The following is a 20,954-nucleotide window of genomic DNA, read 5'->3' as shown; positions in this document are numbered from 1 at the left end:
GGAGGAGACATTCGAATGAAACGCATCGCACAGACGATCGTATTCTGGGGCGTGTTGCTCGCCCTGTGGGAAATGGCCGTGACGTACTTCAAGGTGCAGTCGTACCTGATGCCGCCGCCCTCGGCCATCTTTCGCGCCGCGTGGGAAGTGCATCCGCAGATGCTGGCGGACACCTGGGTGACGACCGTCGAAGTGCTGACAGGGTTCGTCGCGGCCGTCGTTGGCGGACTCGTGATCGGTGTGGTCATCAGCTACAGCGCGTTCGCGCGCCGCACGCTGTACCCGCTCGTCACCGCATTGCAGAGCATGCCGAAGATCGCGCTCGCACCGCTCATGATCGTGTGGTTCGGCTATGGCTTCGGGTCGAAGCTGGCGTCGACGTTCCTGTTCGCCTTCTTCCCTGTCGTGGTGGCGACGATGGGCGGTCTCGCGTCCGTTGCCCGCAATCTCGACGAGCACTTCCGTGCGCTGGGGGCAAGCCCGTGGGACACGTTCTGGCGCTTGTACCTCCCGGCGGCGCTGCCTGCGTTTGCCGACGGTCTCAAGATCGCCATGCCGCTCGCGGTCATCGGCGCCATCGTCGGTGAGTTCATCGGGTCGGAAGAAGGGCTGGGGCATCTGATCGTGTTCGCATCGGCTGCCGCACGCACCGACGTGATGTTCGCGGCGATTCTCATGGTGACGTTGCTGGCGGTGGTGCTGTATTGGGCCATCGAACGGCTGGCGCGGTTTGTCTGGTGGCGGGGGATCAACGTATGAGCGGTCTGACTAATTCGAAGGCGACTATCGTGACGCCGTTGCATTCGACGCGCGCTGCTGAAGCGCCGTCTGCGGCCCCCCAGACGTCGGACGCCATGATCGAAGTGCGCCACATCGACAAGACCTTTCCGGCGAAGAACCGCAAGACTGCGCCGGTGAAGATTCTCGACGACGTGTCGCTCTCCATCGCGGACCAGGAGTTCGTGTCGATCCTCGGCACGAGCGGCTGTGGCAAAAGCACGCTGCTGCGCATCGTGGCGGGGTTGGTGGCGCACGACGGCGGCGAAGTGCGTGTGGCCGGTCAGCGCGTGTCGCGTCCGGTGCCCGAGATCGGCGTCGTCTTCCAGACGAGCAACATGCTGCCGTGGCTCACAGTGCGTCAGAACCTGTTGCTCGGCACCAGCCTGCGCAAGATTCCGAAGGAGAAGAGCGAGCCGCGCGTGGCGGCGCTGCTGGAGATGCTGGGACTCGCGCAGTTCGCCGACCACCATCCGCATGAGCTGTCCGGTGGTATGCGTCAGCGCGCGTCCATCGGCCAGATTCTGGCGCTCGAACCCAAAGTGCTGCTCATGGACGAGCCGTTCGGTGCGCTCGACGCGCTCACCCGCGACAACCTGAACGTCGAGTTGCTGCGCATCTGGCAGGAGCATCGGCAGACGGTGTTGCTCGTCACGCACAGCATCGAGGAAGCGGTGTTCCTGTCGGATCGCGTGATCGTGATGTCGGCGCGTCCGGGCAAGGTCGAGCAGGAAGTGGTGATCGATCTGCCGCGTCCGCGCTCGCCGCAGACGATCAAGCAGCATCCGCGCTACGCCGGGTACATCGCACAGCTTTCGCAGTTGATGGGGGTCTATTGATGGACGGACAGACGTCAGCCGCCGCCGAGTGGGAAGTCGCGCGTGCGCTCATGCGGGTGCTCGGTCCCTCGTGGACCGACGATATCGCCGCCGGACGCCGCGCTGTGCTCGACACCTACACGCCGTTGCTGGCGAAGGCGTCGACGGAAGACTTCACCGTCGTGCGGGATATAGCCTACGGCCCGCATACGCGGCACCGGCTCGACGTCTACCGTCCAACAGCATCAACAGCACCGGACGGACCGACGCGTGCCCCCGCACCCGTCGTGGTGTTCGTTCATGGCGGCGGGTTCGTGCGCGGTGACATGAACGCCAACACGCAGATCTACGGCAACGTGCCGCGCTACTTCGCGCGTCACGGCTGCGTGGCCGTCAACGTGGAATATCGGCTCGCACCGGAAGCCACGTTCCCGGGCGGCGCGCAGGACGTTGCGCTGGCGATGCGATGGGTCCGCGAGCACATCGCCGGTTACGCAGGCGAGGGCGGCGCGGACTTGTCCCGCATCCTGTTGATCGGACATTCGGCGGGCGGCTCGCACGTCGCCAGCTATCTGTGCGATCCGCGTGTTCGTCCGGCGGCACCTGAAGTGGCAGGGGCCGTGCTGATCAGCGCGCGGCTGCGTGCCGACGTATTGCCGGACAATCCGAACGCGCCGGGCGTCATCGCTTACTACGGCGAGGACGCGGCGCGTTATGAAGCGGACGCGCCGATGGCGCACGTCGATGCCATGCCGGTGCCGGTGATGACGGTCGTTGCCGAGTTCGAGAATCCCCATCTCGACACTTACGCGCTCGAATTCTGTCATCGGCTCGCCAAGCGCGATGCGCACGCGCCGCGCTTCATTCAAGTGCACGACCACAACCACACGTCGGTCGTTGCGCATCTCGACACGGGCGACGATTCGCTCGGCCGCGAAATTCTGCAATTCCTGCACGAAATCAACCCATCGCCCTGATGCGGTCCGTGCCTGCCTGAATCGCTGAACGGGGACGTTCGGCGACGGCAGCGCCGCAACTCTCTCCCTCTCTCTTAGGAACTGTCATGGTCGATCACGAATTGACCGGGGCGTTTGCGCCCGTCGTCACGCCGTTTCACGCGGATCTGACGCCGGATGCCCCCCGTTTTCTCGCGCATTGCGAATGGTTGCTCTCGCAAGGTGTCGGTCTCGCGCCGTTCGGCACGAATAGCGAAGCGAACTCGCTCGGACTCAGCGAGCGCATGGCGTTGCTCGACCTGCTCGTCGACAACGGTCTCGACACGCGCCGCATGCTGCCGGGCACCGGTTGCTGCTCGTTGCCGGAAACGGTGGCGCTCACGCGTCATGCGGTCGAGCGCGGCTGCGCTGGTGTGCTGATGCTGCCGCCGTTCTTCTACAAGGGCATCTCGGACGGCGGTCTGTACGACTACTACGCCCGCGTGATCGGGCAAGTGGCCGATGCGCGTCTGCGGCTGTACCTGTATCACATCCCCGCGCTGTCGGGCGTGCCGATCACGCTGCCGGTGATCGAGCGGCTGATTCGCGACTTTCCGCAAACGGTTGTCGGCATCAAGGACAGCTCGGGCGACTGGAACAACCTGAACGCCATGCTCGACGCCTTCTCCGGCTTCGGCATCTTCCCGGCGTCCGAGTCGCTCGTGTCGCGCGCGTCGGCCAAAGGCGCGAAGGGGTGCATTTCGGCGACGGTCAACGTCAATCCGCAAATCATCGGACGGTTGTGCCGTGAGTGGGCGGGTGACGGGGGCGCAGCGCTTCAGGCGCAAGCGGACGCCGTGCGCAGCATCGTGCAGTCGTACCCCATGATTCCGGCGCTCAAGGCGGTGCTGGCGTCGCATCGCGACGACCCCTCGTGGTCGCGCGTGCGTCCGCCGCTCACGCCGTTGTCGGATGAGCAACACGAGCGGCTGCTTGCGCAGTTGGCCGCTTGTGGTTTCGCGTTGCCGGGTTAAGCGACGATGCGCGGCGCGTTGCGGTATTGGTTCTCACGTCGACGGAACATGAGTCATACGGCACGTTCGGGGTCTGCGCGCGCTGGCGCGCGCATGCCCGGTGCGGTGCTGGCGATGGCCGTCGGATTCGGCGCTTGCGAGATGTCGCAGGCGCAGGTGCAGATCTATGGACATCTCACGCCGATGACGGACTGGGTCAGCGTGAGCGGACGTCAGGTGCCGGCCTCCGCGCCGCGTCCGACGCAAGCGCCCGCAGGCGCGATCAACGTGCCCGAGTTGAGCGGCACACGCATGCTCTCGAGCATTTCGTACTTCGGTATGCGAGGCAAGGAAGATCTCGGCGACGGCTATTCCGCGATCTGGCAGATCGAAACGCCGGTCTCCATCGACGGCAAAGCTACGGGCTCCATCGGCGGGCGCAACTCGAACGTCGGGCTGAAGGGGCCGTTCGGCACGGCGTTTATGGGCAACTGGGATACGCCGTATCAATGGTCGACGCTCTCTGTCGGCTCGCCGGTGCGTAATCCCTACACGGGCGACCTCAGCACGATCCTGAGCAATCCCGGCTTCAACGTGCCGAATACGACGACGCAATCGGGGCGCGTCAACAACGCATCCGATGCGACGTTCAACCGGCGTCAGGGCAACAGCCTTCAGTACTGGACACCCGAGTGGTACGGGCTGCAAATGCGGTTCTCGTACTCGCTGTCGAACGGCAGCGTGTCGACACCGGCAGGCAGCATTTCGCCACAGGTCTTCGGTGCCGGGCTGGAGTACGTGAACGGTCCGTTGCGCGTGCGTTACGCGTACGAGATGCACAAGGACTACTTCGGTCTCGCGTGGCTCGGCGCACCGGCGAGTGCAAATCCGTCCAACGCCGGCTCACGTGCCACGGGCTCTCGCGACGACGGGCACAAAGTGCTGGTCGTCTTCACGTACGCCAACACAAAGTGGGTGGCGGGCTGGGACCGGCTGACCTATCGCACGGACGACGGCACCAGCGGCAACCTCAACCACTACCGACGCGACGCCGTCTACGCGATGGTCCAGCACTTCTTCGGTGGTGGCCGCCATTCGGTCTGGCTCGGTGGCGGCTATGCCATGAACGGCTCGTGCTCGCGCGTGGGCGGTGCGATGTGCAGCACCGCTGACCTCGGCGCGACGCAAATGAACCTCGGCTATCGCTACGACTTCTCGAAACGCACCGACGTCTACCTCGCCTATTACCAGGTCATCAACCGGGCGTGGGGCAGCTATGGCTTCTCGCCACGTCCGAACTTTAGCGCCACCAATGGCGGTGCCGCGCCGCCAGGGGCGCACTACCGGGGCATCGGCTTCGGCATCGAACACACTTTTTAGTCATTTCAATACCGCAATAGCGAAGTAACGCAAGGAAGATAGGAGACGATCTTGAGTACGACACAACCGGGCTTCGACAGCATTGTCGAGCGAGAAAAGGGACTGCACCGCGGCCTCACCAGCGGGCAGCTATCGATGATTGCGATTGGCGGTGCCATCGGCACTGGCCTCTTTCTGGGCAGCGCGTTCGCCATCGGCTTTGCCGGGCCGAGCGTCCTGCTGAGCTATGCCATTGGCGGTGCGATTGCGCTGCTGCTCATGGGCTGCCTCGCGGAGATGACCGTGGCGCATCCGACGTCCGGCTCGTTCGGCGCATATGCCGAGCACTACATCGGGCCGCTGGCCGGGTTTCTGGTGCGCTACGGCTACTGGTCGTCGATTGTCTTTGCCGTCGGCACGGAAGTCACGGCGATTGCCGTCTACATGAAGTACTGGTTTCCGGCCGTGCCGGGCTGGTACTGGATCGTCGGCTTCTCGGTTGGCCTCATTGCGATCAATGCCGCGAGCGTCAAGGTGTTTGGCGCCGTCGAGTATGCGTTCTCGATGCTCAAGATCGTGGCCATCGTCGCGTTCCTGATCCTCGGCGCGTACATCGTGTTCCGCGCCCCGGCGGAAAGCGGCATTGGACTGGCGAACTACACGTCGCACGGCGGCTTCTTCCCGAAGGGGGCGTGGGGCATGTGGGTGGCGGTGATCGTGTCGATCTTCAGCTATCTGAGCATCGAGATGATTGCCGTGGCGGCGGGCGAGGCACAGGACCCGCAGCGTGCGATCACGCGAGCCTTCCGCGCGACGATGTTCCGTCTGGTGTTCTTCTATCTGCTCACGCTGGCGCTGACGCTCGCCATCGTGCCGTGGAACGCCGCAGGTGAGGACGGCAGCCCGTTCGTGAAGGTGATGGCCGCGACGCATATTCCGGGCGCAGCGGGCGTGATCAATCTGGTGATTCTGGTCGCGGCACTCTCCGCGATGAACAGCCAGCTCTACATCACGACGCGCATGATGTTCTCGCTCTCGCGTGCGGGTTACGCACCGCGCCGCTTCGGTGAAGTCAGCCGCAACGGTGTGCCGGTCGCCGCGCTCATGCTCTCGACCATCGGCATTGCGCTGGCCGTGGCGCTCAACGTGCTCGCGCCGCAGGCATCGTTCACGCTGATGATGTCGGTCTCGATGTTCGGCGCGATGTTCACGTGGCTGATGATCTTCGTCACGCACCTGTTCTTCCGCCGTGCGCACGACGCGAAATCGCTGAGCTTCCGCATGTGGGGGTATCCGTACGCCAGTCTGGCGGGCGCATTGCTGATGCTGGCAACGCTCGTCACGACCTACTTCACCGACGAGTTCCGCATGACGCTGGTCTACGGCGTGCCGTTCGTCATTGCGTTGTCGGTGGTGTATGCCGTCTGGTACCGCCAGCGTGACGGCGCTGCCGCCGTCACGGCGCGCGAGCAGAGCCACTGAGGCCGCCGGGAAAGTATTAGGAAAGCGTCAGGAAGGATCGCGCCGCGCTGTGGACAGCAGCGCGGCGTCAAGCGAGGGTGGAGACGGCGGAGCGACTGACGGGCTTATGCCTTATGTGCGCCGTCCAGCTGGAGTGGATCGATCTCCAGCGCAGTGCGCTTGCGTACGGCTTCCGTAGCTGCGTTATCGCCGGTATCGCCGGTATCGCTGCCGGACGGACGCGCCGCATGCGCCGCATCGTTTTGCATGATGGACTGAAGCAACGTCATCAGATCGGACGTGCTCGACGCCGACAGCGGCGTGGTGACATCGCTCACCAGCTTGGCCATCTCATAGCGTTGCACTTGCGTCTTCTGGCTGGCCGAACGGCTCACCTGAGCGTGGGCGAGCAGGCCGTCGCGATAGCTCACGTCGACATTGCTCGACGCCGAATCCTGCACCTTCACATATTCGTAGTTCTGCGACTTCGGATCGCTCGTCAGTTGCAACGGCACCCCAGCCCAGAGCGAGCGGTGATAGCTCGCCGTCAGCGAGGCCTGCGTTTGCTGCGCAATCTTGCGGTTCAGCGTGTCGGTGCCGCCGATCTGGGTGCTCTGCGAGATCTGGTAATCGAAGCCGTCGACTTCCGACGGACGCATTGGGTTCGGCGATGTCTTGGTTTGCGACAACGAGGCGCTGAAGTCTGCCAGACCGCTCAGCGTGGCTTTGTCCGCGTTGCTAAGCGTGATGCGCGGCAGGGTGGGCGCGGGCGGGTAATGGCTGTTCAGACCGGTGAATGCGGCCTTGAACATGTTCATGAGCGACTTATCGCCGTTGCCTCGCGCCTGCGCCGTGTCGAAGCGGCCGAGCCAGGCGTCGAGTGCGGCGGCTTGCGCCTTCGGGCTGCCGATGGCTTGCAGGTTCTTCAGGTCGACGTTGACGTCGAACTTGCCGCTTGCTCCGTCGACATGCATCGAGCGTTGCGTGGCGTCCGCATGGAACACGAAGTTCTGCGGCGTGGTGCCGTTGGCGTTAAGCGTCGCCGACAGATCCACCGACGTGAGCACCGAGGTGTCGAAGCCTGTGAGTGCGCTGAAGTCCACGACCGGTGGCTGCTTGGCGAGGCCGTTAACGGCGTTCTGGAAAGCGTCGCCCAGCTTGCCGAGCTGATCGCGTTCGGCGTCGGTCAGCGTACCTTTCGTGACGGAAAACTCGACGGACAGGCCGTCGTCGCTACTGCCCAACTTGACGTTGACCTGAGCGCCACTCGCGGTCGTGACCGTCAGCGCGAACTGATTGTCGGCGCTCGTTTGCAGCTTGAACTGTTGCAATGCGAGGTCGGCGTCGGTGGCGGGCGTGGCAGACGTTGAGCGCACCACGCTTTGCGAGAACGACGTAGCACCCGTCGCGATGGCGGACATCAATTTCGATCCGAGCTGATCGAGGCGATTACCGAGCGAAGTCGTCGACAGGTTGCCGGACATCAGCAGCGAGATCGCGTCCGAGGGCAACTGCCGCCAGTTCAGCGCGGCACCGTTGGCGACCGGCTGGGTGTACGTCGGCCAGTTAGCGACCGGCGGGGTCTGCGTGAGCGTGACGCGGGTGGATTCGGCGACGGCCGAAGCGCCGGATCCAGCGGCACCCGTGCTGGACACCGCGCTTGGGCTGGCGGCCCGCGAGGCAATGTCGCTCGTCGTCAGAGGAATCAGGTTCGTTGCTGTGTTGATAGACGTCATCGGGGGGCGTGTCGTCGAAAGGGTTCTGGTAAGGCCCGGTAAGGAAATCAGGCCAATCCTATGCATTAACGACCCGAAGTCGCCAATATTTAGCGGTACCCCTCAAATTGCATGGGCCCGGGTGGCGGTCTCGGCGCAGCCTTGTCGCACAAGGCGCTTGCATCCGTCGCATCTCCCATGGCATGATGAAACATCAAAAGTTACATGAATGTGGAGCCGGCCATGCAACAAGACACCATCGCGATGTTCGACCAGCACGCGGCCACGTACGACCAGACCTGGAGCGCGATGACGCCTTTGCGCGACGCGCTGCAAATGGTGCTCGATAACGTTTTCGCGCCGCTGCCGTCGGAGGCGAACGTCTTGTGTGTCGGCGCGGGCACGGGCGCTGAGATTCTGTATCTTGCAGAGCGCCATCCGGGCTGGCGCTTCACGGCGGTCGAGCCGTCGGGGCCGATGCTGGAGGTCTTCCGCGGCAAAGCCGAGGCGCAGGGCATTGCGTCGCGGTGCGTCTTCCATCAGGGATTTCTCGACGCATTGCCCGAGAGCGAACCGTTCGATGGCGCGACGTCGATCCTCGTCTCCCAGTTCGTGACGGACCCGACTGAGCGGCGGGCATTCTTCCGTGCGATTGCCGACCGGCTGAAACCGGGCGGCTATCTCGCGAGTGCGGATCTGGCGTGCGACATGACGTCCGAGGCAGGGCGACGCCTGCTGGAGGTCTGGTTCAGCATGATGTCGGTGTCACCCGAGGCGCGTGATCGCGCGAAGGCCATCTATGGGACGCTGGTGGCTGTTGTGCCGCCGGAGGCGATGGACGACATCATCTGGGAAGGCGGTTTCGACGAGCCGGTGCGCTTCTTCCAGAGCGGCTTGATTCACGCGTGGTTTGCGCGTCAGGCGCTGTGAGCGGAGGCGACGATGAGAAGCGACAGCCGACTCTCACGCATGCTCCACGTGTTGCTGCATATGGCGCGGCACGACGCCCCGTTTACCTCCGAGCAACTTGCGCAAATGCTGCGCACCAATCCGGTCGTGGTCCGTCGCACGATGGCTGGGTTGCGTGATGCGGGATACGTTCGCTCGGATAAAGGACATGGGGGCGGCTGGACGATCGCCTGCGATTTGCACAAGGTGACGCTGCTCGATATCCACCGCGCGGTGGGTGGCCCGAACATCTTCGCCATCGGCGTGGAGAGCGATAACCCAGAATGCGCTGTCGAGCGCGCAGTGAATGCGGCGCTCGACGGGGCGTTGCGTGAAGCGGAAGCGATCCTTATCGCGAGGCTCGGCGCCGTGTCGCTCGCCGATCTGGCGCAGAACTTCGATGTGCTGTGCGCACAGCATGAGGCGACAGCGAATTAAACGATGATTGGGGGGAGCCCGGCATCGAAGTGGGTGCCCTCGTAGATGCCCTCGCGGCTGTCCAGCAAATCTAGTTCAGCCACGAATTCTTGGATTGTCGGCACCTCCGAATCCCCGAGATGCGACTTGTTGGGAAACGAGAACATCACCTTTTGCAAGGCTTCGACCCTCGATTCGGACGCGTCGCCGGACGGGCCAGCGAGCAAATGACGTGCGCCATGCCAAAGCAACGTGCGTCCGAACGGTCCGTATTCATGGACGCCCAATGCGAGTGACGGCAGCACGCTATCGAATGTTCGTGAGTTCGGTTCGACTTCGCCCGGCTCAAGCACGTTCAGGCGCGGCAATTCCAGACTTTCGAAGGCTTTTTCCCCGAGATACTGCTTCAGCGGTCTTTGCGTATTGCCGAGGGCGTTATCGAGAATTCGGTCCAGCAGCAGGACGTCTGGTGAGAATCTTGGAACCTCGTTCAGCCATTGCCGAATGCTGTCTGCGAAGTTGCGGGTCTCGGTTGGGGCGAGCGGCTTTGCACGCCTGTCGAGTTCCGTGAGTGCATTCCACGCGGCGTCGTGTGGCGTCCAAGGCTCGCCGGGCGAAGGCCGCGCTTCGATCGCGTCCTTTAGCGTGATGGATAGTGTTTTGATAGCAACGTCGTCCGCGCTATCGCGAATGGCGACGATGTTGGTGGGGAACGCCCCCTGAATTCCGTGCATACAACCCTCCAAAAGAATGTGGCGAGAGCTGTCTACTCTCTCGCCACGGAAGGGTTTGCGCTTATGGATTTGGCTCTTTTGCGACCGATTTACGACGGCTGCGCTGCGAGTTGCGCCTTGATAGCCGCTTCCGTCTTGTCGTAGTCGCCTTCGCCGAAGTGCGTGTAGACAATCTTGCCCGACTTGTCGACGAGATAGAACGCGGGCCAGTAGAGGTTGTCGTAGGCCTTCCACGTCGCATAGCGGTTGTCCTGTGCGACCGGGTACGTGATGCCTGCACGGCGTACCGCGTCCTGCACGTTCTTGGTGTCGCGCTCATAGGCGTACTCCGGTGTGTGCACCCCGACCACGACCAGCCCCTTGTCCTTGTACTTTTCGTACCACTGCTTCACATATGGTGTCGTGTGGATACAGTTGATGCACGAGTACGTCCAGAAATCGACCAGCACGACCTTGCCGCGCAGTTGCGACAGCGTGAGCGGCTGGCTGTTGATCCAGTTATCGATGCCGGTGAATTCGGGCGCGGTGCCCCCTGAGAGCGGCCGGGCCTGCGACGGCGCGCAAGCGGTCAGGCCGCTGAGGGCGAGGGCGACGAAGGCACTTCTGAGTAGCGTCAACATGGCAGTTCTTCTCCTGGGAACAGTGCAACGGTTTTGGTGAGTCGGTAGCCGTATTTGACTGTCCGCGCGTATCTGCCATGTGTGCAAAATGCAGCATTTCGGCAATAACGTGTATCGGGGTGGGGTCCAGATACATTGAGATACAAACGGGGATAGGGGGCGAGGGCCGATTGCGCTATAAAGCTCTCAACGACCGTGCCGCCGGCGCGGACTGACTCCGGGAGTTGATCCATGTCTGAAACGTTGCAAGGTTCCTGCCATTGCGGGGCCGTCCGATTTGAAGTTGTTACGCCGGTCGAGCCGGCCGCCCGCTGCAATTGCAGCTTGTGCCGCCGCAAGGGCGCACTGATGACGCCGCCGTTTCCCGAAGCGAATCTGCGTATTCTGTCCGGCAAGGACGATCTGACCCTTTATCAGTTCAACACTCGCCAGGCGCAACACTACTTCTGCAAGCACTGCGGCATTTACCCGTTCCATGCGTCACGCATGATGCCGGGGATGTGGCGCGCGAACATCGGCTGTCTGGAAGGCGTGGATCCGTATGCGCTGGAGTACTCGGTGTCCGACGGTCAAAAACACTCCGTGGTGGAGGACGCATGAGGCGCCTGCTTAGCCTGCTGGCATTTCTGGCGGGCGGTCTCAGTACCGAGGTCGTCCATCCGTTGCAATGCGATCTCGCGCCAGCAAGCCGTCGTTCGATGCCTGAGACGGAGCGCGCGCGACGTCGCAAAACCCCCGATCTGACGGGCGTCGGTGCCGGTCGTGAGTGTGAGGGCTCGTCGCTATAATCGTTCACATGGAAAAAATCGATCATGTGCTGATCGTCGACGACGATCGCGGGATTCGGGAGTTGCTCGCTGAATACCTGGAAAAGAACGGCATGCGCGTGAGCGTGGCCGCCAATGGACGTGAGATGCGCACCGTGCTGGCCGACGGCGCGCCCGATCTCATCGTCCTCGACCTGATGCTGCCCGGCGACGACGGCCTCGTGCTGTGCCGCGAACTTCGCGCGGGCAAGTTCAAGGCGGTGCCGGTGCTGATGCTCACGGCACGCAGCGAAGAGACGGACCGGATCGTCGGCCTGGAAATGGGCGCGGACGATTACCTTGCCAAGCCGTTCGCCGTGCGTGAGTTGCTGGCACGTATCAAGTCGGTGCTGCGCCGTACGCGCATGTTGCCGCCGGGCATGCAAGTCACGGAGACGGCCGAGATTCTGGGCTTCGGCGAATGGCAGCTCGACACGACGGCGCGTCACTTACTCGATACCGACGGCACACAGGTCGCGCTCAGCGGCGCGGAGTATCGTCTGCTGCGTGTATTGCTCGATCATCCGCAACGCGTGCTCACGCGCGATCAGTTGCTCAATCTCACACAGGGCAGACAGGCCGACGCCTTCGACCGGTCCATCGATCTGCTCATCAGCCGGTTGCGCCAGCGGTTGCGCGACGGCGCACGTGAGCCTCGTTACATCAAGACGCTGCGCAATGAAGGCTATGTGTTCTGCGCGGCAGTGACCGTCGTCGGCGCGCCTGAATGACTACCACCATGACACAAGGCCCCGCACCCGGGGCGATCCAATGGCACTGGCCGCGCTCGCTGTTCGCGCGGCTCGCGCTCATCCTGTTCGTCGGTCTGGCGCTCGCGCAGGCGCTCTCGTTCTGGCTCACCATGACCGAGCGCAATCGTGTGACGTCGAACATGATGAGCGTGTACATCGAGAGCGAAGTCGCCAGTTCTGTCGCGTTGCTCGATCATCTGCCAGCCGCCGAGCGCGCGCAGTGGTTGCCGCGTCTCGCGCGCCGCAGCTATCGCTTCGAACTCGGCACCGGTGCGACCGGCGGTAAGCCCGACGCAGGCGCGGCCGCGCAGGTCGCACGCGTCATCGAAGATGCCATCGGGGTGTCGTATCCCGTGACCGTCAATAGCGTGCCCGGCGACCCGGATCAGCTTCAGGCGCATCTGCGTCTGAGCGACGGCTCGCCGTTGACTATCGACGTCTTCCCCACGCCGACCTTGCCGCTCTCAGGCTGGCTGCCCGCGATTCTGGTCCTGCAACTGGTGTTGATTGCCGGGTGCTGCTGGCTGGCGGTGCGAGTGGCGACGCGCCCGTTGAACGCACTCGCGAAGGCGGCCGATACGCTCGGGCCTGATTTGCGTGCGGAGCGATTGAGCGAGGACGGTCCGTCGGAGGTGGCGCGCGCGGCGCGGGCGTTCAACGCGATGCAGGATCGCATCGGCGGTTACATGACCGAGCGCATGCAGATTCTCGCGGCCATCTCCCACGATTTGCAGACACCGATTACGCGCATGCGTCTGCGCGTCGACACGATGGACGACGAAACCTCGGCGGTGCGTCTCCAGCAGGATCTGAAGGAGATGGAGTCGCTGGTGAAGGAGGGGGTGACGTACGCCCGAACGCTGCACGGTGCTTCGGAAGCCCCTTGCAAGGTGGACCTCGATTCGCTGCTCGACAGTCTTGTCTGCGATTACGTCGATGCGGGGTCGCCCGTCACACTGACGGGGCAGGTGGGACAGCCGATCGTGACGCGTCCGCAGGCGTTGCGCCGCATCGTGGGCAACCTCGTGGACAACGCGCTCAAGTACGGCAGTGAGGCGCATCTCGACGTGGCGCGACGTGCCGGGGGGATCGACGTGATCGTCACCGATCGCGGTCCCGGCATTCCAGAGGACATGCTGGAGGCGGTCTTCGCGCCGTTCGTGCGCGTGGAGACGTCGCGCAACCGGCATACCGGCGGCACGGGGCTGGGGCTGGCCATTGCACGTCAGCTTGCGCAGGCGATGGACGCGACGCTCACGTTGCGCAATCGCGAGGGCGGCGGGTTGGAGGCGCGGTTATCGCTCAAGGCGTGAGCCTGAACGATGACTTAGGTGGCGACTTTGTATCGCAGTGTGTCTGACGGTGTCGCAGGTACTTACGATTGCACTCGACACCGCAGCGGACAAATCCCAGATACCTCCAATGGGTCTAATGGTTTCAACGGCGGCGCAGTCACACCACACCGCGCGTTACTTAACTGTTAATGACCTACATCCTTTGGAGTTACACCATGAAAGCCCTTCTGATCGCTGTTTCGCTCGCTACCCTCGGCACCGCTGGCGTTGCTTACGCTGCTGGCACGGATGAAATCCTGACGAGCACCGGCAATTCCCTGTCCGCCGCGCACTGGACGCCGGACAACGGTCCGACGCTCAGCACGGCACAAGTGCAGGCGCAGTTGAAGAGTGCCGAAGCCTCGGGCCAGATCGACCACCTGAACATGACGCTGTACAAGGGCGCATGAGGTGCCTGAAGTGCATCAATAGGCGATGCCGGGTACAAGTGCCCGGCATTGTCGAGCGGCTTGTTCGCCTGAAACGGGCTGGGTTCTGCCTCATGCAGATCTCAGCCCGTTTCACATTGGGCGAGAGGGTGACCGGGGAGATCGGCACATTAACGTTCAGGAGGTAGAATCGCGAACGTCGGTGGTCGAACGTAGTTGGCGACAGGCATTTGCCGAAGCGTGAAGTTTCCAGAAGAGTCGGACGTCTTCCTCAAGGGTGTTCCCAATGAGTCACGAACGTATTCCGGTAGCGAAGCAGGCCAAAGCACATGCGGACAAGGTGCGCAAAGGGAACGACGTTGGCCTCGGTTCTGCCCACATCGCGGACCACCGTCCGCCGCCGCTACAACTGAACGCGATTGCGCAAGGCAGCCCTCGCCACGCGCAGCACAAAGCCCTCGCGGATCAGATACGGGGCAACCAGACCGGTCTCCCTACGTCGCTCAAAGCAGGGATCGAATCACTCTCCGGCATGGACATGAGTCACGTTCGCGTGCACTACAACTCGTCCAGACCCGCGCAGCTTCAGGCGCATGCGTATGCGCAGGGTAGCGAGATTCACCTCGCACCGGGGCAGGAACGACATTTACCTCACGAAGCCTGGCATGTGGTGCAGCAAGCGCAGGGGCGTGTCCAAGCCACGGCACAGATGAAAGGCGAAGTGCCGGTGAACGACGACGTCGGTCTCGAAGGCGAGGCCGATACGATGGGCGAAGAAGCGTTGAAACATGGCGACGCGCTGGTACAGCGCCGTGCGGATGGCGTCGACTATGGCCGCGGTCGTAGGGTGGTGGCCGCCAACTCGGTGACCATTCAGAAGACGAAGCTCAAGAACACGGTGGGGACGCTGGGCGGTGCGACCGCGCTCGGACTGGCTGGCGCCGCCATCGGCAGTGTAGTCCCCGTGATCGGCACTGCGATAGGTGGTGCCGTCGGTGCCGTGGTGGGCGGCATCGGGGGCTATCTGGCGAGCAAGCCAACCATTTACGAGAATTCGCAAAAGGCAAATTACGCCAACGAACTGGCGACCTTTCATGCATTTCAGCTTCAACTTCAGCAGCAACAGGCGGCAGTATCCGCCTACGCCAGCGGCACCATCATTACCTACAGCACTGCCACCAGCGCGGCCTTTAATGCCCTGCTTCACGAGGGTAACGTCCTGTACACCTACGATAAGAACAGCGTGCTGAGAATCGGCAGCAATGCCGGACCGATCAAACACGCTATTGTCGCGGGCAATGAATCGGTGAAGGCTGCAGGGCACGCTCACGTCAGGCGCTCGCAGGCCAATATTAACTACGGAAACGCGGTGGATTATCAGGAGAAGATCGTCCGATTTACGGCTTTGAGAGACCAGCATCAGGTCGCTGCATTAGCCGTGAGCGGTCGATATCCGGACATGTCGTTGGAGGATGTGGCCAGACAACCCGATGTCACCGGGCAAGAAAAGGCAGACGTGCAGGCGTACAGGACCGGGCTGGAGCAGATCGAAGAATGGAGCGGGCAACTCGCAGAGCTCGACGCCGATCGTCAGCCGCTGGCTGTATCAAAGGCGAACGAGGTCATGCTCGACAACGAAAGCGGCCATTACCATCCGGGTAAATCGTCAAAGGACGAGGCTTTCGAGGGTTGGCACAACGCTGGCTATCCCAATACGAGCTGGACGTCGCACGGCGAGTAGCCCCTTGCGACTGCGGCGTGGGGACATCGATGGCACCCACATGCGTCAGTGAGACGACACGTATATCGCACCGGCGAACGCTTCCGGAATCGCAAAGCTCTCGCGCATGCGTTTCGTTTCGGCGGCGGGTGTCAGACCGAATAGTCGTTTGAATTCCCGGCTGAATTGAGACGGGCTGGTATAGCCCACGGCGTGGCTTGCCGCTTCGGCTGTCAGGTCCTGACGCACCATCAACAGCCTTGCCTGGTGCAGGCGTGTCGATTTGACGTACTGCATCGGCGAGACCTGCGTGATCGTCTTGAAATGACTGTGGAAGCTCGGCACGCTCATGCCTGCCTCGTCGGCCAGTTGCGTCACGTCGAGCGGTTGAGCATAACCGGCATGAATCAGACGTAGCGAACGGCCGATCCGGCCGAACTGGCCCCGCATCGAAAGCGCCTCGCGCATCGCGCCACCTTGTGCACCTGTGAGTACCCGGAAGTAGAGTTCACGCAGCAGACCGTGTCCGAGGACGGCAGCTTCGAGCGGGTCGCGCATCGCTTCTAGAAATCGGAGCACGGACGTTTGCATCCGCCCGTCCATCGGCGTGGACATCATGCTTTGCGGTGCGGCTTCATGGGCGGCAATCCCTTCCCGGTCGATCTGCGACGCCAGTTCTGCGGCCAGTGTGAAGTCCAGATGCAGATAGAGCGCGAGCAGTGGCCGTTCGCGCGTCGCATCCGTCTCCATGCTAAAGGGGACGGGGACCGAGACCGCGAGATAGTGGTCTTCGTCGTACTGGTACAACTGCTCCCCGAAATATCCCCGCTTTCGCCCCTGACACACGATCACGATGCCCGGGTCGTACAGGACCGGCGTGCGTGACAGCGCCCGGTCAGAGCGCAGGATACGGACGCTGGGCAGTGCCGTCAGGTTGTAGCCCTCGGCAGGCGCGAGGTCGCGCAACAGCGCAATTGTGCGCGAGCGCACGTCGGTGGCCACCGACGATGGCTTCTGCGAAGGCATCTTGGGTTTCATAGTTTTAGGCAAGAAAATCAGCGAATTTCGACTTAAACGTCGTTTTCAATGAGACTAGTATGCACCCATCGTTTAACGTTTGGGAGAGGCAACGATGTCATCAGGAAAGATCTTGCTCATTACGGGCGTGAGCAGCGGCTTTGGTCGCGCGCTGGCACAAGAGGCGCTTGCAGCGGGTCACAAAGTGGTCGGAACGGTACGAAGCGAGCAGGCAAAGCGCGACTTCGAATCGCTTGCGCCGTCATCGGCGTTCGGTCGCCTGCTCGATGTCACCGACTTCGATGCGATCGGGGGTGTCGTGGCGGAGATCGAAGCCAACGTCGGTCCGATCGATGCGCTGATCAACAATGCCGGTTACGGGCACGAAGGCATTATGGAAGAGTCCCCGCTGTCCGAGATGCGCCGTCAGTTCGACGTCAACGTCTTCGGCGCGGTGGCGATGATGAAGGCGGTGCTGCCGTTCATGCGTGAGCGCCGTCGCGGCCACATTCTGAACATCACGTCGATGGGCGGGCACATCACCATGCCGGGCATCGCCTACTACTGCGGCAGCAAGTTCGCGCTGGAGGGGATTTCGTCGAGTCTGGGCAAAGAGGTCAAGCCGTTCGGCATTGCCGTGACGGCCGTCGCGCCCGGGTCGTTCCGAACGGATTGGGCGGGGCGCTCGATGGCCCGTACGCCGCGCTCGATTCCGGACTACGACGCAAGCTTCGATCCGGTGCGTCGCGCTCGCGAGGAGAAGAGTGGGAAGCAACTTGGCGACCCGGTGAAGGCAGCGCGCGCCATGCTCGCCGCCATCGACTCCGCACATCCGCCCGCGCACCTATTGCTCGGTAGCGACGCGCTTAAACTCGTGCGCGAAAATCTCACGGCGTTGGAGTACGAGTTCAGCCAGTGGGAGACGGTCACGGTCTCGACGGATGGTTGAGTGGTGACAGCGGGACGTCAACCGGCTCGCGTGACGAACACGCTTCGGAGCGTGGCGAAAGCGCGGGCCGGTCGTGCAAACCGCTCAGATCAGATCGGCGATCTGCGGGTGGAACTTGACCGGATCGAAGACAGTGACGCGATAGTCGGCAAGGCCATGAATACGGAACGGGTCTTGCTCGATGAGCGCGTCGAGTTCATCACGCGAAACCTTGCCGGAGACGATGAAGATGCCACCGTTACGCGGCTCCTTCGGGCCTGAGGCGATGAAGATCCCGCGCTCGTACTGCGTGGAGAGAAACGCACGATGCGCCTGCAACTGCGCATCGATGGCGCTCAGCGGTTGAATGTAGGTCAGTTCGACGATGTACATCAGGGTGCCCCATCAGGAAAACACGGCGATTGCCGCTTGATGGGCAGTGTAGCAATTCACCTGTGGGCGCGCGAGCCAGACGGTCGCCGCGCCACGCAGGTCAACTGCCGGTGACAGGCGTTTCGTGCAGATGACGCCACACGATGTGTCCGTCTGCCTCGCGCTCCAGCACCGCGGTGGAGCGACGCACCGTCGTGCAGCCTTCATCGTCGGTTTGCGTTTCGCGATACCCCACGACACCACCCGTCGGCCACTGCGCAATCGTGTCGACCTCGTCGACGACGATTTGCAGTCCGGGCCGCTTGCCGTGCCCCTGACCGAACAACGCGTCGAGCGCGGCGCGATTCACACGAGCCCCGGAGAGCGCGATCATTGAAAACGCCGGTGAGAATCGGGCCAGCAGTGTTTCGAGCGCCGAGGGCTCCGCGCGGCCACCCAGCCACTGTTCGATGGCGATGTGAGCGTCGATGACTTCCTGAGCCAATGCGGACGAGAGCTGAGAACGATGGTTTGACATGACATGGCAGACGCGAACGTGAAGCCGGACATTTTAGCGAGGCCGCATCCGAACTGCACGTCGCATTAAGGCGGCGCGCACCGATTTGCTGCGCGGCCGCTATCGCTGTGACCGGGGGACGGACGAAAGAAGTGCGGCCCTAGCGCTCCAGCCCCGCGCGGTGCTTCTGATACTGGATCGCGGAGACGATGGCGACGCGTCGGATCGGTTCGGGCGGCAGCCACGTCGGCCGCTCGAAGCCCAGCGCGTCCGCCAACTCGGGCGACTGCTGGCCGCAAGCCATCTCACCGAGCAGCTTGCCGAACATGCTGCCCTTGAGCACGCCTGCGCCATTACATCCGAGTGAGGCGAACAAGCCCTGACGGACCTCGCCGAAATACAGCGCGCCGTTGCGGGTGAGCGCCGTCACACCGCCCCACACATGCTCGAACTTGTGCGAAGCCATCTGCGGATAGCGGCGCTGGTAGGCGTCGGTGAGCATGGCGTTGACGTCGCCCAGCGGACGCTCCTTCTCGTACGAGTACGCGCTACGCACGACGAACCGGCCGCCGAGTGTTTTGCGCAATGTCGTCCCGAGACGGTTCGCCGGGATCACACCCCATTCGGCGGCGGGTCCCAGCTTGGCGAGTTCGTCGGCGGACAGTGCGGGCGTCATCGCCGCATACGTGTAGATCGTGAAGACGCGATCGCGTGCGAGGCCGAGTTTGCTGGCGAAGCCGTTATTGGCGACGATCACTTGTCCGGCGCGCAGTTGCGTGGTCGCCGTCGTCACAGTGAACGGGCCGGTGCCGTCGAGCGACATCACCGGCTCGTTTTCCCAGAGACGAACGTTCGCGGGCAGGCTGTCGGCGAGTCCGCGCACGAGTGCGGCCGGCTGCACGAAAACGTTGTTGTTCGAGTGGTAGCCGTAGCCGTAGTAGTCGGTGCCGATCTCACTGCGCAGGGCGTCGCGCGACAACTCACGGTATGTCACCCCCCATTCGCGGTACTGCGCGAGCGTATCGCGCAGACGCTGCTCGCCATCGGGCGTGGCGGCCGCATGATACTTGCCGACCGGGTTCCATCCGCAATCGATGCCGTACGTCGTCACGAGTTCGTGCAGCCATTTCAGACCGAGGTCGTACAGGTGGATCTGCTTGCGGGCGACCTCGACCGGGCTGCCGTGTCCGCCCATGCCGGTGTTGTGGGGCAGGTTGATCAGAAAGCCCGAGTTGCGTCCCGCCGACCCGTTGCCGACGGTGGTCGCGTCGATCACGAGCACCGTGGCATCCGGGCGGAGTTCCGCCACGCGACGCGCTGCCGCCAGCCCGGTGAAGCCCGCACCGATGACGATGACGTCGAAGCTGCGCGCGACCGGCGCTTGCGTGTGGGCGACGCGCGACGGCAGCAGCGCGTTCCAGCCAGCGCCCGCCTGATAGGCGGGGAAAGTACCCCGCGAAGCGCGGGAGCGAGTGACTTGATTGGACATGACGATTGAATTGCGGGGCTTGCGAAACGTTGCTGAGGGAGTGACGCGTTATGCCGAACTTAAGCCGCCTGACTCTCCAGGCTGCGCATGACTTCGGTTTGCACCGTGTTCCAGATTTGCGATTTGAGTTCGTTGTAACGTGGCGAGAGCTGCACCTGTGCATCGCGCGGCATCGGGAGATCGTTTGTCAGATCGCAGGCCACGCGACCCGGACGGGCGCTCATGATCACCATGCGCGTCGAAAGCATCAGTGCTTCGTCGATGGAGTGGGTGATGAAGACGATGGTCTTGCCGCTCTTCTGATAGATCTGAAGCAGCTCTTCCTGCAATACCTGACGCGTCATGGCGTCGAGCGCGGCGAACGGCTCGTCGAGCAGAATCACGTCCGGATCGTTCGCTAGCACGCGCGCAATCGACACGCGCTGACGCATGCCGCCGGAGAGCGCTTTCGGATAGCGGTCCTCAAAGCCCTTGAGGCCGACCATATCGATATAGCGTCGTGCGGTGGCGTAACGCGTGGCGCGGTCGATGCCTTTCATCTTCAGGCCGAACGCCACGTTATCGAGCACGCTCAGCCAGGGGAACAGCGCGTACTGCTGGAACACCATGCCGCAATGCGGGTCGATGCCTTTCACTTCACGGCCATTCACGCGGATGCGGCCGGTCGTGGGCTCGTCGAACCCGGTGATCAGGTTGAGCAGCGTCGACTTACCGCAGCCCGACGCGCCGAGCAGCACCACAAACTCGCCGCGGGCGATGTCCATGTCGACGCGCTCCAGCGCCTGAAAGTCGCCGTACCGCTTCGATACGCCTTCGATGGCGATCATCGTGTT

At 63.0% G+C, this 20,954-nt stretch carries 23 protein-coding genes; 15 read left to right on the top strand and 8 right to left on the bottom strand.

The genetic code is table 11. The features are described from left to right. Window positions 1-15: 15 nt before the first annotated feature. From PAQ31011_RS02015 to PAQ31011_RS01990, 6 genes are all read left to right on the top strand, one after another. On the top strand, window positions 16-759 hold the full coding sequence (locus PAQ31011_RS02015) for an ABC transporter permease (protein WP_150574246.1): 744 nt from the start codon (window positions 16-18) through the stop codon (window positions 757-759). Further along, window positions 756-1,616 (top strand): ABC transporter ATP-binding protein, encoded by an 861-nt coding sequence (locus PAQ31011_RS02010; protein WP_246179291.1) that lies wholly within the window; start codon window positions 756-758, stop codon window positions 1,614-1,616. The genes PAQ31011_RS02015 and PAQ31011_RS02010 overlap by 4 nt, the downstream gene beginning before the upstream one ends. Next, entirely contained in the window at window positions 1,616-2,572 is a 957-nt protein-coding gene (locus PAQ31011_RS02005) for an alpha/beta hydrolase (protein WP_150574245.1), read from the top strand. Before PAQ31011_RS02010 ends, PAQ31011_RS02005 begins: the two co-directional genes overlap by 1 nt. An 86-nt stretch (window positions 2,573-2,658) precedes the next feature. Beyond that, window positions 2,659-3,564 (top strand): dihydrodipicolinate synthase family protein, encoded by a 906-nt coding sequence (locus PAQ31011_RS02000; protein ID WP_150574244.1) that lies wholly within the window; start codon window positions 2,659-2,661, stop codon window positions 3,562-3,564. 48 nt (window positions 3,565-3,612) lie between these two features. Continuing rightward, window positions 3,613-4,923: a porin gene (locus PAQ31011_RS01995; protein ID WP_174989874.1), complete on the top strand. Its 1,311-nt coding sequence runs from the start codon at window positions 3,613-3,615 to the stop codon at window positions 4,921-4,923. Between the two features lie 51 nt (window positions 4,924-4,974). Continuing rightward, on the top strand, window positions 4,975-6,384 hold the full coding sequence (locus PAQ31011_RS01990) for an amino acid permease (RefSeq protein WP_150574242.1): 1,410 nt from the start codon (window positions 4,975-4,977) through the stop codon (window positions 6,382-6,384). 104 nt (window positions 6,385-6,488) lie between these two features. Here PAQ31011_RS01990 and PAQ31011_RS01985 read toward each other — a convergent pair whose 3' ends face one another. Beyond that, window positions 6,489-8,099: a hypothetical protein gene (locus PAQ31011_RS01985; RefSeq protein ID WP_150574241.1), complete on the bottom strand. Its 1,611-nt coding sequence runs from the start codon at window positions 8,097-8,099 to the stop codon at window positions 6,489-6,491. Window positions 8,100-8,321: 222 nt separating this feature from the next. On the opposite strand from PAQ31011_RS01985, the gene PAQ31011_RS01980 reads away from it, so the two are divergent. Both PAQ31011_RS01980 and PAQ31011_RS01975 read left to right on the top strand, forming a co-directional pair. Next, window positions 8,322-9,008: a class I SAM-dependent methyltransferase gene (locus tag PAQ31011_RS01980; protein ID WP_150574240.1), complete on the top strand. Its 687-nt coding sequence runs from the start codon at window positions 8,322-8,324 to the stop codon at window positions 9,006-9,008. 12 nt (window positions 9,009-9,020) lie between these two features. Beyond that, window positions 9,021-9,464, top strand: coding sequence for an Rrf2 family transcriptional regulator (locus tag PAQ31011_RS01975; RefSeq protein WP_150574239.1), 444 nt, complete (start codon window positions 9,021-9,023; stop codon window positions 9,462-9,464). Here the strand turns inward: PAQ31011_RS01975 and PAQ31011_RS01970 are convergent. Together PAQ31011_RS01970 and PAQ31011_RS01965 are read right to left on the bottom strand one after the other, a co-directional pair. After that, the gene (locus PAQ31011_RS01970) at window positions 9,461-10,177 is read right to left on the bottom strand and encodes a hypothetical protein (protein WP_150574238.1); all 717 of its coding nucleotides are present in this window, start codon (window positions 10,175-10,177) and stop codon (window positions 9,461-9,463) included. The genes PAQ31011_RS01975 and PAQ31011_RS01970 overlap by 4 nt on opposite strands. A gap of 89 nt (window positions 10,178-10,266) precedes the next feature. Beyond that, window positions 10,267-10,797, bottom strand: a complete 531-nt coding sequence (locus PAQ31011_RS01965) for a thioredoxin family protein (RefSeq protein WP_150574237.1) — start codon at window positions 10,795-10,797, stop codon at window positions 10,267-10,269. 231 nt (window positions 10,798-11,028) lie between these two features. Between PAQ31011_RS01965 and PAQ31011_RS01960 the strand changes: the two genes are divergently transcribed. The 6 genes from PAQ31011_RS01960 to PAQ31011_RS26550 all read left to right on the top strand — a co-directional run bounded on the left by PAQ31011_RS01960 (window position 11,029) and on the right by PAQ31011_RS26550 (window position 15,819). Continuing rightward, complete coding sequence (locus tag PAQ31011_RS01960; protein ID WP_150574236.1) at window positions 11,029-11,397, top strand: GFA family protein; 369 nt, start codon at window positions 11,029-11,031, stop codon at window positions 11,395-11,397. Further along, complete coding sequence (locus PAQ31011_RS01955; RefSeq protein ID WP_150574235.1) at window positions 11,394-11,585, top strand: hypothetical protein; 192 nt, start codon at window positions 11,394-11,396, stop codon at window positions 11,583-11,585. Before PAQ31011_RS01960 ends, PAQ31011_RS01955 begins: the two co-directional genes overlap by 4 nt. A gap of 8 nt (window positions 11,586-11,593) precedes the next feature. Then, complete coding sequence (locus PAQ31011_RS01950; protein ID WP_150574234.1) at window positions 11,594-12,334, top strand: response regulator; 741 nt, start codon at window positions 11,594-11,596, stop codon at window positions 12,332-12,334. Between the two features lie 8 nt (window positions 12,335-12,342). Continuing rightward, window positions 12,343-13,668 (top strand): ATP-binding protein, encoded by a 1,326-nt coding sequence (locus PAQ31011_RS01945; RefSeq protein WP_150574857.1) that lies wholly within the window; start codon window positions 12,343-12,345, stop codon window positions 13,666-13,668. A 197-nt stretch (window positions 13,669-13,865) separates the two neighbouring features. Next, window positions 13,866-14,099 carry a DUF4148 domain-containing protein gene (locus PAQ31011_RS01940; RefSeq protein WP_039398243.1) on the top strand — a complete coding sequence of 78 codons (234 nt, stop codon included), beginning with the start codon at window positions 13,866-13,868 and terminating at the stop codon, window positions 14,097-14,099. A 265-nt stretch (window positions 14,100-14,364) separates the two neighbouring features. Then, window positions 14,365-15,819, top strand: coding sequence for an eCIS core domain-containing protein (locus tag PAQ31011_RS26550; RefSeq protein ID WP_150574232.1), 1,455 nt, complete (start codon window positions 14,365-14,367; stop codon window positions 15,817-15,819). 45 nt (window positions 15,820-15,864) lie between these two features. Here PAQ31011_RS26550 and PAQ31011_RS01930 read toward each other — a convergent pair whose 3' ends face one another. Then, the gene (locus PAQ31011_RS01930) at window positions 15,865-16,824 is read right to left on the bottom strand and encodes an AraC family transcriptional regulator (protein WP_246179289.1); all 960 of its coding nucleotides are present in this window, start codon (window positions 16,822-16,824) and stop codon (window positions 15,865-15,867) included. A gap of 106 nt (window positions 16,825-16,930) precedes the next feature. Here PAQ31011_RS01930 and PAQ31011_RS01925 point away from each other — a divergent pair, with 106 nt between their 5' ends. Beyond that, window positions 16,931-17,764 carry an oxidoreductase gene (locus tag PAQ31011_RS01925; protein ID WP_150574230.1) on the top strand — a complete coding sequence of 278 codons (834 nt, stop codon included), beginning with the start codon at window positions 16,931-16,933 and terminating at the stop codon, window positions 17,762-17,764. Window positions 17,765-17,848: 84 nt separating this feature from the next. Here PAQ31011_RS01925 and PAQ31011_RS01920 read toward each other — a convergent pair whose 3' ends face one another. The 4 genes from PAQ31011_RS01920 to PAQ31011_RS01905 all read right to left on the bottom strand — a co-directional run bounded on the left by PAQ31011_RS01920 (window position 17,849) and on the right by PAQ31011_RS01905 (window position 20,948). Further along, the gene (locus PAQ31011_RS01920) at window positions 17,849-18,136 is read right to left on the bottom strand and encodes a YciI family protein (protein WP_150574229.1); all 288 of its coding nucleotides are present in this window, start codon (window positions 18,134-18,136) and stop codon (window positions 17,849-17,851) included. A 100-nt stretch (window positions 18,137-18,236) separates the two neighbouring features. Further along, window positions 18,237-18,653, bottom strand: coding sequence for a DUF4440 domain-containing protein (locus PAQ31011_RS01915; RefSeq protein ID WP_150574228.1), 417 nt, complete (start codon window positions 18,651-18,653; stop codon window positions 18,237-18,239). A gap of 139 nt (window positions 18,654-18,792) precedes the next feature. Next, entirely contained in the window at window positions 18,793-20,121 is a 1,329-nt protein-coding gene (locus PAQ31011_RS01910) for an NAD(P)/FAD-dependent oxidoreductase (RefSeq protein ID WP_150574227.1), read from the bottom strand. Between the two features lie 59 nt (window positions 20,122-20,180). Further along, entirely contained in the window at window positions 20,181-20,948 is a 768-nt protein-coding gene (locus PAQ31011_RS01905; protein WP_150574856.1) for an ABC transporter ATP-binding protein, read from the bottom strand. Window positions 20,949-20,954: the final 6 nt, after the last annotated feature.

Origin of the sequence: Pandoraea aquatica, from assembly GCF_902459565.1 — a bacterium.
GTDB lineage: Bacteria > Pseudomonadota > Gammaproteobacteria > Burkholderiales > Burkholderiaceae > Pandoraea > Pandoraea aquatica.
Note: the sequence above shows the minus strand (reverse complement) of the source record. Positions and strands in the feature narration are given on the sequence as shown.